The 11,948-nt window shown below is 70.2% G+C and carries 11 protein-coding genes and 1 tRNA gene; 4 read left to right on the top strand and 8 right to left on the bottom strand.

What is annotated here, in order from left to right:
- Positions 1–9: 9 nt before the first annotated feature.
- The 7 genes from ACLLJJ_RS40955 to ACLLJJ_RS40925 are packed head-to-tail and all read right to left on the bottom strand — an operon-like array spanning position 10 to position 7,521.
- The gene (locus tag ACLLJJ_RS40955) at positions 10–1,314 is read right to left on the bottom strand and encodes an NAD(P)/FAD-dependent oxidoreductase (RefSeq protein WP_434599890.1); all 1,305 of its coding nucleotides are present in this window, start codon (positions 1,312–1,314) and stop codon (positions 10–12) included.
- The gene (locus ACLLJJ_RS40950) at positions 1,314–2,480 is read right to left on the bottom strand and encodes a flavin-containing monooxygenase (protein ID WP_434599889.1); all 1,167 of its coding nucleotides are present in this window, start codon (positions 2,478–2,480) and stop codon (positions 1,314–1,316) included. The genes ACLLJJ_RS40955 and ACLLJJ_RS40950 overlap by 1 nt, the downstream gene beginning before the upstream one ends.
- A 12-nt stretch (positions 2,481–2,492) precedes the next feature.
- Complete coding sequence (locus ACLLJJ_RS40945) at positions 2,493–2,969, bottom strand: hypothetical protein (RefSeq protein ID WP_434599888.1); 477 nt, start codon at positions 2,967–2,969, stop codon at positions 2,493–2,495.
- Positions 2,970–2,984: 15 nt separating this feature from the next.
- Entirely contained in the window at positions 2,985–3,503 is a 519-nt protein-coding gene (locus ACLLJJ_RS40940) for a type II toxin-antitoxin system RatA family toxin (RefSeq protein ID WP_434599887.1), read from the bottom strand.
- Complete coding sequence (locus ACLLJJ_RS40935) at positions 3,496–4,791, bottom strand: aspartate aminotransferase family protein (protein WP_434599886.1); 1,296 nt, start codon at positions 4,789–4,791, stop codon at positions 3,496–3,498. The genes ACLLJJ_RS40940 and ACLLJJ_RS40935 overlap by 8 nt, the downstream gene beginning before the upstream one ends.
- Before the next feature lie 8 nt (positions 4,792–4,799).
- Positions 4,800–5,936 (bottom strand): acyl-CoA dehydrogenase, encoded by a 1,137-nt coding sequence (locus ACLLJJ_RS40930; RefSeq protein WP_434599885.1) that lies wholly within the window; start codon positions 5,934–5,936, stop codon positions 4,800–4,802.
- Positions 5,923–7,521 carry an aldehyde dehydrogenase family protein gene (locus ACLLJJ_RS40925; protein WP_434599884.1) on the bottom strand — a complete coding sequence of 533 codons (1,599 nt, stop codon included), beginning with the start codon at positions 7,519–7,521 and terminating at the stop codon, positions 5,923–5,925. Before ACLLJJ_RS40925 ends, ACLLJJ_RS40930 begins: the two co-directional genes overlap by 14 nt.
- Before the next feature lie 226 nt (positions 7,522–7,747).
- Between ACLLJJ_RS40925 and ACLLJJ_RS40920 the strand changes: the two genes are divergently transcribed.
- The 4 genes from ACLLJJ_RS40920 to ACLLJJ_RS40905 all read left to right on the top strand — a co-directional run bounded on the left by ACLLJJ_RS40920 (position 7,748) and on the right by ACLLJJ_RS40905 (position 10,913).
- The gene (locus tag ACLLJJ_RS40920) at positions 7,748–8,752 is read left to right on the top strand and encodes a bifunctional lysylphosphatidylglycerol flippase/synthetase MprF (RefSeq protein ID WP_434599883.1); all 1,005 of its coding nucleotides are present in this window, start codon (positions 7,748–7,750) and stop codon (positions 8,750–8,752) included.
- Positions 8,753–8,763: 11 nt separating this feature from the next.
- A tRNA-Phe gene (locus tag ACLLJJ_RS40915) sits at positions 8,764–8,848 on the top strand.
- Between the two features lie 36 nt (positions 8,849–8,884).
- On the top strand, positions 8,885–9,379 hold the full coding sequence (locus ACLLJJ_RS40910; RefSeq protein ID WP_434599882.1) for an SRPBCC family protein: 495 nt from the start codon (positions 8,885–8,887) through the stop codon (positions 9,377–9,379).
- Positions 9,380–9,422: 43 nt separating this feature from the next.
- Entirely contained in the window at positions 9,423–10,913 is a 1,491-nt protein-coding gene (locus tag ACLLJJ_RS40905; RefSeq protein WP_434599881.1) for a hypothetical protein, read from the top strand.
- An 89-nt stretch (positions 10,914–11,002) separates the two neighbouring features.
- Here the strand turns inward: ACLLJJ_RS40905 and ACLLJJ_RS40900 are convergent, their stop codons facing one another.
- Positions 11,003–11,947 carry an alpha/beta hydrolase fold domain-containing protein gene (locus ACLLJJ_RS40900; protein ID WP_434599880.1) on the bottom strand — a complete coding sequence of 315 codons (945 nt, stop codon included), beginning with the start codon at positions 11,945–11,947 and terminating at the stop codon, positions 11,003–11,005.
- Position 11,948 lies beyond the last annotated feature (1 nt).

Genomic DNA, 11,948 nt, shown 5'->3' with positions numbered 1-11,948 from the left:
CTCCGTCCGTCATGCGTGGTTGCCCGGGGCGTACGGCCGTCCGGCCTCGGCTGTCAGGTGGGCCAGGTAGCGGTCGAGCACCCGGTCCACGAGGCGGCCCCGCGGCATCCACGGGGCTTTGGGCCGCATCCACGGCAGGGCGAACGACAGGTCGTCCCTGTTCCCGTCGACGATTCGGCGCGCCAGATGGGCGCCGTGGTACGCCGAGATCGCGAGCCCGTGCCCGTTGCATCCTGCGGCGTGGTGTAGTCCGGGGTCGCCGCGGTCCCCGCCGACGACCGGTAGGCCGTCGCGGGTCATGCCGACCGGACCCGCCCACGAGGACTCGATCTCCACGTCAGCGAGCACCGGGGACAGGGCCCGCACGGCATCGCGCAGCAGGCTGGGTACCGGCGCGAGCGAACCGTGGGGGCCGCGTCGCGCCGCTCCGCCGCCGACTACGATCCGCCCGTCGGGCGTGAGCCGGAAGTAGGGTGACAGCTCCCCGTGCTCGATCAGCGGCTCGGTGCGCAGCCCGTCCAGCGCCGCGAGGGCCTCGCTCGGGAGCTTCTCGGTCACCCCGGCCTGCACCCGCAGACCCAGCACCCCCGCCGACGCAACCGCCGCCGTACCCAACGCATTGACCGCCACCACGACGTGATCGGCGACGATCGCACCGTCGTTGGTGGACAGCGTGGTGAGCAACCCTCGCCGGATTCCGCGCACCGGGCTGCGTTCGAATACGGTCAGGCCGCGTTGTTCGCCGATCCGGGCCAGCTGAGCGGTGAGCGCGGCCGGGTCCAGGGTCGCGGCGCCGGGGTAGCGCAGCCCGCCCCGGTAACCGGCCGCCACGGCGGGCAGCTCGTCCTGCCCGACCAGTCCGACGGGCAGCCCGAGGGCCGCCGCCGCGTCGGCCTCCCGCCGCTGCTCCCCGGCGGCCTTCTCCTCGCGGGCAACGACGAGCTGGGTCCCCGGGGTCAGGTCGCAGGAGATCCGGTGACGCTGCACCAGACCGAGGACGTGCCGGACCGCAGCGACCGACCAGAGGTAGGAGGCTCGTGCCACGTCGTCGCCGTACCGGCGGCGGGCGACACTCAGCGCCGGCCCGATCCGCGGGCCGAGCAGCCCGGTGCCCCGCCCGCTCGCCCCGGCCGCCACGTGGTCCGCCTCCAATACGACCACCCGCAGGCCGGGGTCGAGTTCGAGCAGCTCCACCGCGGTGGACAGGCCGGTCAGCCCCGCCCCGATGACGGCGACGTCGTAGCGATGGGTGCCGTGCAGACGGGGGGGCGCGGCTGTGTGTGTGCCCGCCCAGGGGACCCTGACCCTGTCCATCACCGGCTCCGCAGCACGTCGGCGAGACTGAACCGCCGGGTGCCGGCGATGGCCCGGGCTATCGCCCGGGCGTCGACCGCCATGTCGGGCAGCTGGCCGGGGGGCAGCCGGTAGCCCTGGAAGTACAGTCCGGGCGCGTGCGGCGCGGTCTGCCCGCCGTGGACGACGGGGCGCCCGCCGGGCTGCGCCAGGATGTCGAGGTGCCCCAGGAAGCGTTCCATGTCGGGCCGCTGCCCGGTCGAGGCGATGACGACGTCCGGCTTGATGCTCGTACCGCCCTCCAGCAGCACGTCCTTCTGGTCGAACCCGGTGACGCCGGGGACAACTTCGATCGTCCCGTCCCGGACGGCGGGGATCAGCCCGCGGTCGATGGCCCCGTAGGAGTGCCCGCTGCGGGCCACGCCCGCCATCGTCCCCTCCTTCGGCGCGGCCAGACCGTAGGACGACAGGTCGCCCCACTGCATCTTGTGCATCAGTAGGCTGACCCGGTTGACCAGCGCGTGCGGCAGCGGGCCGTGCTTGATGGCCTGGCACAGCAGGGACGTGGTCGGGCTCAGCTTGAACAGCACCGGCATGTTGCGTATCGACATGCGGACCCGGGACGCGCCGGCGTTCGCCGCGGCCACGGCGATGTCGATCCCCGTCGGCCCACAGCCGACCACCAGGACGTCCTTGCCTACGTAGGGATCGGGCAAGGTGTAGGACCGCGCGTGCAGGAACTCCCCCTCGAAGCCTTCCAGTCCGGGCCAGTCCGGCACGAAGGGCTTGCGATGCAGCCCTGTGGCGACGACGACGTTCCTCGCTGGCAGGTCCCCGCCCGAGGTGCGGACCACCCACCGGCCGGCCTCCCGGTCGACTTGGTGGACCTCGGTCTCGTAGCGGATGTCGGGGTTGAGGACCTCCACGTACTTCTTCATGTAGGTGAGGAAGTCGTTGCGCATCGGCCACGGGCCGAACTCCGAGGCGAGCCGCATGCCCGGCAGCGAACTCAGCCGGCGCCACGAGTTCATCCGCAGCGACGGGTAGTAACCGTGCCAGCTGGAGCAGGCGATCTTCTCCCGGTCAATGAGCAGGGGGTTGAGACCGGCCTCCTTTAGCGTCCAAGCCACCGCGAGGCCGCCCGGCCCCGCGCCGATGATGATCGGGCGTTCACTGCTCTCGGACATGCGTTCCTCACCTCAGACCCGTTCGGGTGTCGGACGTGCCGCGCCATGTTGCGCGACGACACGCTTCTCGAACTCCACGAACGCGGGCACCGCCACCGGCTCGAACTGCACCCTGAAGGATTTCAGGAAGTTGCCGAAGAGCGCGCGGTCACCGCACAGGTGGATCGGCACGGCGAGGAAGGCCCACTCGAAGCCCGCGACCGCCGCCCACACACCGAGTACGACGGCGTGCGTGACAAAGCTGTGCATCGTGTTGTAGAGGACGTAATAGACTTTGGAGATCCGGCCGTTGATCGAACCCCGGAACGCGATCGCCCCCGGGATGTAGCCGATCAGGTCGATGTAGACGAACAGCAGCACCGCGACCCACCAGCGCACCTCGGACAGGTGCAGGAGAAAGAGGGCCGCGCACACGAGGAGCGCAACGCCATACTCCCAGCGCAGCAGCCGGAAGGTCACCCTGCTCTCGAACCGGTTCACATGGTCCATGGCTGGCCTCCGGACCTACGCCGCAGGCGCGGCGTCGGGCTCACGCCGGATCCCGAGCCGTGCGGTCACCGCCATGGCGGTCGCCGGGTCGCCGACGACGTGCGCCTCTCCGAGCAGCCGATGGACGATGGTGGCGATCACCTCCTTGAGGACCTTCGTCGCGATGGGCTCGAGCACACCCGCCAGGCTGGGTATGCCGAAGTCGAAGGTGGCCTCGAAGGTCACCTCGCAGCCGCCCGCAATGGGCTCCACCCGCCAGGACCCGCGGAAGATGTCGAAGTCGCCGTCCGTCTGTTCGAAGACGACCCGGCGCATGCCGGGCTGAAGGTAGTCCACCTCGGACCAGCGCAGGGGGCCGTTGCGGAAAAGGATGTCCCACTCGCTGACGAGCGGTTCGTCGTCCTTGTTGCCGTGGACGACCACGGAGCGCACCTCGTCCACGAACTCCGGGTACTTCTCGAAGTCGGTGATGCGTTGGTACGCGAGGTCCGCGTCCGCGGCGAACGATTGCAGCTTCAGTTCCAGGCTACGCATCTGCCAGCACCTCGTACTCGGGGTTGTGCTCGGCGACCGTTCTGGCCGCCTGCTCGAACCGGTCGAAAAGAAAGGCCACGTCGGAATCGGTCATCGTCGCGGGCGGAGTGAGCCGCACGACATGGTCCGAGTTGAGTGACAGGTTCGCGACGACGTCGTGGGCGATGAGCGCCATGAACAGGTCCGCCGCCATCGCGGGGTCCGCGAACTCGATTCCGATCAGCAGGCCGGCCCCGCGCACCTCGTACGGGTGGTGCGGCAGGTACGCGGCGATGATCCGCTCCAGCTCCGGCGTCAGCCGGGCGCCCAGAGCGGCGGCCCGCTCGATGAGGCCGTCCTCCTGGATGGCCAGGATCGCTCCGCTCACGGCGGCCATCGCGATCGGCGCCGCCGAGAACGTCGAGGTGTGAAGGATCGGGTCGCGGTCGAGGACGGCAAAGGTTTCCTCGGTCGCGATGGTCGCGGCGACAGGCATCACCGCCCCGCCCAGCGCCTTGCCCGAGAGCAGGATGTCGGGGCTGACGCCCTCCACGTCACAGCCCCACCACGCGCCGAGCCTGCCCAGGCCCGTCTGCACTTCGTCCACGGCCAGCAGCGCCCCGAACTCGGTGCACACCTCGCGCACGGCCCGCAGGTAGCCCGGCGGCGGGATCACCACACCGCCCTCGCCCTGCACCGGTTCGACGATCACGCAGACCTCGCCCGGATACCGGCTCAGCACCTTCACCAGCGCGGGGACGTCCCCGAACGGGACGTGGTCGACGTTAGGCAGCAGCGGCCGGAACGGACGCTGGAAGGTCTCCCTCGCGGTCACCGACAGGGCTCCCATGGTCTTGCCGTGGTAGCCGCCGGTCATTGACACCAGACGATGACGCCCGTTGAGGCGCGCGAGCTTGATCGCCGCCTCCACGGCCTCCGTCCCGGAGCCTGAGAAGTGCACGCGGTTCAGGCCGGGGGGGGTCACCGACGTCAGCAGCTCCGCGGCCCGCGCGGCCGCCGGATCGAGGAAGATCCGCGTCCCGATCGGGTGCTTCCGCAACTGACGCTCGACCTCGCGCACCACCCTGGGATGTCGAGCACCGGTGATGAAGACCCCGTACCCCCCGACGTTGAGGAACCTGCGTCCCTCGCCCGTGGTGAGCCACGCACCGGAGGACTCGACCTCCACGTGCCCGCCCAGCACCTCGGCCAGCCGGGCGCGGCCCGAGCTCATGGTGCGCCGGTACGCCAGGGCCACCCGCTCGCCGTCCGTCACCGGGCCGTTGTCCGTACTTGTGTCCTTGGGCATCTGGCACCTCACTCGAACCTGAGTACGTCACCGGAGAAATTCGCGGCCAGCGCCCGGCTGGTGCTGGACTTGGACGGCGGGTGGAAGCTCACGCAGAGGCAGGCCGATGCGAGGTACGCCACATCCGGGGAGGAGATGAAGGCCATCCCGCCCAGTGCCTCGACCGCCCTCTTCGAGGCGTCCACGATCGCCTCCTGGGCGCCGTATCGGGCGATCATTGCCTTGGTGAGGGCCGCGTTGTCGCCCTCCTTCGCCATCAGATGGCGGGCGATCCCGTCCAACAGCTGCGCCGCCGTCTCGATGCGCACGCCCAGGTCCGCCACCAGCTCCGCGCTGAGCTTCCCACTCGCGAAAGCCCGTTCCACCAGAGCACTGGCCATGCCCAGGTAGCAGGAGGTGATCAGCATCTCGAACCACATGAACCCGACGCTCTGCAGTTCGTCGAGCTCGCCCCGCTCACCGGTGTCGGTGGGCACGACCAGCCGGTCATCGACGAAGACGTCGGTCAACTGGACCTCGTCGCTCTCCGCACCGGCCAGCACGTTGCTGCCCCAGAACGGATGGACCGACACACCGGGCGTGTCTGCCGGTATGAGCATCAGCACCGTCTCGGATCCGCCGCCCTCGGCCCGCACCGAGACGCTGGCCGACAGCAGGTCCATGGAACGCGAGATGCTGCACGGACGCTTGGACCCATTGACGACGATGCCGCCGTCCTTGCGCACGCCACCCACGGTCGGGGACAAGATCCCCTGCCCCGGGTTCCCCTCGGCGAACCCGGAGGAAACCAGCAGGTTCTGCGTGGCTATACCCTCCAGCAACGCCCATTCGACCCCACTGGAGCGCAGGCTCTCGGCGAGGGTGAAGACAGTCGCCACCGAGAAGTGGTGCATCGTCGACGCCACCGCCAGGGATGGCGCGGCAGCCCCGATCGCACGGGTGACCTGGATCGCCTCCAACGGAGAGGCACCGGAGCCCGAGTAGCTCTTCGGAATGACCAGGGCCGGCCCGCCGCTCGCCCGGAAAAGCTCCAGGCCGCGGTTGCCGGGCTTCTCGAGCCCGGCAAGGGGGATCCGCGCCAGCTCGGACAGGAGGCCTGGAAGGTACTTGTCACAGACCTCCCGTGCTTCGTCAAGAGTGCGCATCGCGCCCCTCCTCCTTCTCCCGCGACGACCGCGGGGAACCGTTCGCGACGATGGAGACACCTTGGATGTGCGTGGTCCTCAGCACGGGGTAGTTGGCCTCGCCGAAGACCCCGCCGGTCAACCCCGTGCCCCCGTGCGAGGGAAGCGGAGCGGTGAAGGCGATGTGCGAGTCGTTGACCTTAAGCAGTCCGCCCTTGACCGTCTCGGCGACGAATCGGTCGATCACATGCTCGTCCTGTGCCCACAGCGAGTTCCGCAGCCCGTACAGGTTCGTGTCGACGAAGTCGACGAAACTGTCGAGCAGGGTCTCGTCGTCGGTCGGCTCGGGGACGACGACCGGCAGCAGAGGGAAGAAGGTCTCGTGCTTGACCACGTCCGACGCGCGTGCGTCACGTAGACCGTCGATCCGCAGGACCGTTGGTTCGAGGAAGAATCCGGAGCTGTCCCGGGTTCCGTCGATCTGCATGCCGTGGCCGCCGGTGACGATGGTCGCCCCGCGCTCCTCAGCATCGGCCAGGAACTGGTTGAACTTGTCGTGCCGCAGCACAGGAGAGAGCAACACGCCCTCCTCGTCCGGATATCCCGGACGCAGCGCCTTCGCTCTCTCCACGACGCGGGCGATCAGTTCGTCCGCCACATCCGGGTGGACGACCGCCTGGTTCGGGATCATGCACAGCTGCCCGGAACCGTAGAAGCTCTCCGCGAGCGCGTCAGCGGCCCGGTCGAGGTCCGCGTCCTTCCAGACCAAGACCACGTCGTTGCCGGCCAGTTCGAGGATCGGCTTCTTGCCGGCTGCGACGCACCTGCCCTCCAGCTTCAGTCCGCTAGGGACGTCGCCGAAATACATGATGTCGTCGACGTGCGGGCTGTTGACCCAGGCGTCCAGCATCGGCCCGGGGTGCCCGCACACGATGTTCAGGAGGCCGGGCGGAGCGCCGATCTCGTCCAGGATCGGGGCGATCAGGTGACGCAGCGCGTAGGTGACCCCGTACGGCGCGGTACGCGGCGCGCGCACCACGGCCGCGTTGCCCCCGGGAATGCACATGGTGCCCAGGAGCGCGCTGACCAGCGGGGCGTTCGCGGGCGGCGTGATGCACACGACGCCGTCGGCCTGGCGACGGACGATGTTGCGGCGCCCGTCGACGGAGAACTCCTGCCACAACTGTCCGCGCAGGTAGTCCGTGGTCTCCCTCCGGGTCAGCTCGCGCATGCCGGAGATCTCCCACTTGGCGAGCTCGAGGGGGTGGCCTTCGAGGGTCAGCAGCCGGACGAGCTCGTCGCCGTGCTCCAGGATGGTGGCGCGCAATAGGTCCATCCAGCCGTCGAACCGCGTCGTCAGCGGTACCCCGCGCCAGATCCTGCTCGCCTCCGCCGCGGCCACCAGCGCGTCCTGCTGGGTCTCCTTGTCAGCCACCGCGACCCGGCCGACGATCACGCCCTCGGGCACCTCGTCGGGCGACCTGCCCGACTCGAGTTTTCGCTTGAGACTCAGGCTTGCGAACGAATCATTCAGGACCGCACGCGGGGAGAGGACATACACCCACTTGCCGCTCTCCACGTCCTTTCCGCGTACGTAACTGCTCAATGAAGATATGTGATGGGATTCGACATGCGCTGCCAAAGTGACCTCTGCAATCTGAACTCCGACAACAACTCGGTGGTGGCGAGCCGCCCACGTCAGTGACGCGTAACAGCAGTATCGGCGACGGCTCTGAAATGCCCCTGACATCCTGCGGGCCGCGATGTCGGCCGGGTGTCAGAAGGCATCGCTAACGTCCGTTGCAACGAATTGCCGATCGTGGGGACAGCGCATGAAGGTGCCCGATTCGCTCCAGCCAGAAGGCCGCATCTCGATGATTTCCGCCCTCGAGCGGTACGCGGACAACCCGAGCGCGTTCCTCGCTCTCAACCGCGGCAACGAGTACTTCACCACCGCCGGCATCGACGGGTTCGTCTGCTACCGGCCACACGGCCGCAGATGGATCCAGTTCGGGGGGCCGTTCACCGACGCCCCGGACAGGAGGGAGGCCCAGTCCAGGTTTCTCGAACACGCGCACCGAAACGGCCGCCGGGTTGTGGGGGTCCAGCTCCAGCGCGAGGACGCCGAACTCTGTGCGGAGTTGGGTCTGACCGTGAACCAGATCGGAGCCTCCTACGCCGTTGAGCTCACCGCCTTCAGTCTCCGCGGAAAGCGGTTCGTACGCCTCCGCAACAAAATCTCCCGGGCCCTGCGCGCGGGACTGGAGGTCTCGGAGGTGGACGCCGGGAAATTCGGCGACGACATCGGGGACATCGACGCGAAGTGGCTGCGTGAGAAGGGAAAGCACACCAAGGAACTGACGTTCCTCATCGGGGAGATCGGCGGCCCTTGGCAGCCCCTGCGCAAGCTCTTCGTCGGGAAGATCGACGGCATCGCGGTCGGGTACGTTTCCTACGCACCCGCTTACGGATCGCGTCCGGGATGGCTGCACGACCTGAGCCGCCGGCTACCGGACTGTCCGCCGGGCGTCATGGAGGCGATCAACTCCCACGCCATTGACCACGTACGGGCGCTGGGAGCGCCCTGGCTGCACTTCGGCTTCACCCCGTTCACCGGCCTGGACGACGCGCACCGGCTCTCTACAGCCAGCCGCGCCGCCACCCGGATCGTCCGGCTCGTAGCCGACCACGGAGACCGCGTATATCCCGCGAAGAGCCAGCTGGAATACAAGTCCAAGTGGTATCCGACAGCAGTGCTGCCCGAATACTTCGCATTCGACGGAGGAATATCCCCCCGTTCTTTGTGGAGCGTAGTGCGAGCAACGAACATCGTGTGAACGAAAACCCGGGAAGGGTACTCGAAGCGGCCTAACGAGGTCCGGGGAAACCCGGTCGGGCTCACGCCCACGCAGGTTCGAATCCTGCTCCTTCCGCTCAGCCATAACATCGAGCACAGAACGGATCCCGCCATGACTGAAGTCCGTTTCGTCGCGGCCTGCAACGCCCCGCTCGACGTCACGTTCGCATATCTCGACAACTACCGGAACGTGACCGAATACTGGCACGGGATGGCGAGCTACCGGCCGGTCGGGGCCCTCGACCACGGCCCCGGATCAATCTACGAGGCGGTCTCCAAGATCGGGCCCTCCACCCTGAAGTCGACCATCGAGACGGTCGGTTGGGAGAAGAACGTTCGCATCGCCTACAAGTCGGTCGCTGGCATGGACTCGTCCACGACCTTCGACTTCGCCGCCGTCGACGCCTCCCACAGCACGGTCGAGTTCCGCATCGAGTTCCGGCTGCCCGGCGGAATCGCCGGCAAGGCCATCGCGAAATCGCTGGAGCCGTTCGTCGCCGCCGCCGCCAGGAACACTGCGGCCAATATCTCCCGCCGGGTCGCCGAGTACTGCGAGGCGGTGCGCGCCGACACCGGCCGTCGGGCCGCCGGCCACCCCCACCAGTAGCGGCGGCCACGCCCCCGCCGCACGACGGAAGGGACTGTCCAACATGCTCATCCAGGCCTGGCGGCTCGGCCGCGAACTGAATGTCGCCGCGCTGGAGCGGGCCCTTGGCACACTCGTCTCCCCCGGGCGCGAGGACGCTCCCGAGCCCCTGTCCGCCCGCGACGTACCGGACCTGCCCGCCATCCGCGACCTGCTGGCCGCGCGCAGCGCCACCGGGCGGGACCCGGCCGCCCCGCCGCAGCCGCGGGCCGAACTGTTCCAACTCGCGACGCAGGACCACCACGTCCTGGTCGTCTCGGCCTCCGCCGGCCTGTGGAACGGCTGGTCCGATGGCGTGTTCCGGCGCGAGCGCGAGCTGAGCGCGCTGTACGCGCTCGAGGCCCGCGCCGCCGTCTGGCCTCCCGCCTCACCGCGCCATCGCGCCCGCGCGGCCCGCCGACACGGGACCCTGGCCGACGGCTCCGGCCCGGTCCGTACGGCGGACCGCCCGCGGCCGGCCGGGGACCGCTTCACCGCCGCCGTGATCAGCCACCGGCTGGACCAGGCGGTGCTCGCGAAGGCAGAGGCCCTCGCCGGCCGTTGGGGTGTGCCCTCCTACGCCGTCCTACTCGCCGGGCTCGAGGTGCTGCTCGCCCGCTGGTCCGGGCTGGCGGAGGTCACCGTCCTCATGTCGCCCGACGGCGCCGCGCCGCACGAGCGCGCGGCAGGGGCGGGCGACCCGGTCGTGCTGCGCCGCGCGTACCGCCCCGACGAACAATTCGACGCGCTGGTCGCCCGCGAGGCCGCCCGGCTGGGCACGGGCCTAGCGGGCGGGGACCCGCCAGTCGGCGACGGGCGGCCGCTTCCGGTCCGGTTCTCTTTCCGGGTGGCAGGTGAATTCGTTCCGCTGAGCCTGCCCGGTGTCGGCGTCACGGAGATCACCGCGCTGCTCGTCGACGGCGAGCCGCAGGCCTTCCAGTGCGACCTGTCCCTCGATGTCACCTCGACGGACCTCGTGCTGCGCTATGCCGAAGAGCTCTCCGACGCGGCCACCGTGCGGCTGTTCGCACGCCACTACAGCGACCTGCTCGCCGCGGCCGTCGCAGACCCGTCCACGGCGGTCGGCTCGATCCTCTTCGCCCCGCCCGCCCGGGTGTTGCGCGCGCCGGGCCCGCTCGCTGAACTGCTTGGCGCGCTCCCCGACGCCCCCGGCGGCCGGGCGACCGGAGCCCGGATCGTCGACGACACGGACGGGGCGAGGGTCCCGGTCGGCTTGCGCGGCCGGCTTCAGGTGGAGGTCCGCGACCCCGTCGGCGCCCCCCGCTGGGTGGACACCGCCACGTTCGGCCGATGCACCCCGGGGGGCGGAATACTTCTCGGCCGCCCCCCGGTACCCGAGGAGCCGTCGTCGGACGCCCCCGCCCGTCGGCGCTTCGGCGGCGACGCGGCGGGCATGGCCTCGCAACTGGCTGCGGTGTGGGCCGCGAAGCTGGGCCTGGGCCCGGCGGGACCGGGAGAGGGCCGCCTCGACCTCGGCGCCGGCCTGACGACCTGAGCCCACGCAAGCACGCGTACGCGCGAGCCCCGCACGGCGTTTTTGGCCGGCGGGGCTCGCGCGTACCCGCGTACCCGCGTTCGGGAGCTTCAGGGGGACTGCGCCCCGGCGCGGGCGCCGGCCCCGGCCCCGGCCCCGGCCCCGGCGGAGCCCGCCCCCTGCCCGGACCGCCGGCCCGACCCGTTCGCGGTCAGGAACGCACCGACGTCCCGCAGAGACTCGGCCGCCTCCCTGACCAGCCCCGCCTGGGCCTGGGCCGCGTGCCACAGGACGGTGCTCTCCACGAAGCGCAGCGCGACGCCCGCACGACGCAGGGACACGGCGAGGTCCAGGCACTGCCCGTACAGCAGCTCGCGCGTGTTGGTGTGGAGGTAGGTCGGCGGCAGCCCCGCCAGCGGGCCCAGCAACGGGGCGTATGAGGGATCGGACGGGTCGCCCCCGCCGAGATAGGCGGCGGCGCAGGAAAGCGCCCACCGGCGGTTGATCACGAGGTCACGCTCGCGGTCGGCCACCTCGGCGGGGTTCACCCACGGGGAGATCAGGACGAGCGCCGAGGGCTGAGGCCCCCGATCCGCGGTGAGCCGCTGCGCCACCGCCAGGGCGATGCCGCCGCCCGCCGAATCCCCGGCCAAGGCGACGTGCCCCTCGACGGAGGTCAGAGCTCCGAACGCGTCGAGCGCGTCCCGGGTGGACGCCGGACAAGGGTGCTCGGGGGCGAGCCGGTAGTCCAACAGGTAGACGGGCCGACGGATCTCGCGCGCGAGGTGCGCGGCCAGCGACCGGTGCGTGGCGGGCGAGCCCACCGTATGTCCGCCGCCGTGCAGGTAGAGCACGGCCCCCGCCCCGGATGTAGCTCCGACGGTGATCCGCTCGGCCGGACGGTCCCCAAGGTGCAGCGTCCGGACGGAGGTGTCCGAGGGCAGCGGCTGCGCCCGGGCGACGAGGTTCAGCAGCGCGCGCTGCGCCGACCACGGCATGCGGTGGTGGAAGGTCAGGCGGAACCAGGGGTGCAGCACCGCGCGTGCAAGCGGCACC

Source organism: Streptomyces sp. A5-4 (assembly GCF_051131715.1).
Taxonomy (GTDB): domain Bacteria; phylum Actinomycetota; class Actinomycetes; order Streptomycetales; family Streptomycetaceae; genus Streptomyces.
Note: the sequence above shows the minus strand (reverse complement) of the source record. Positions and strands in the feature narration are given on the sequence as shown.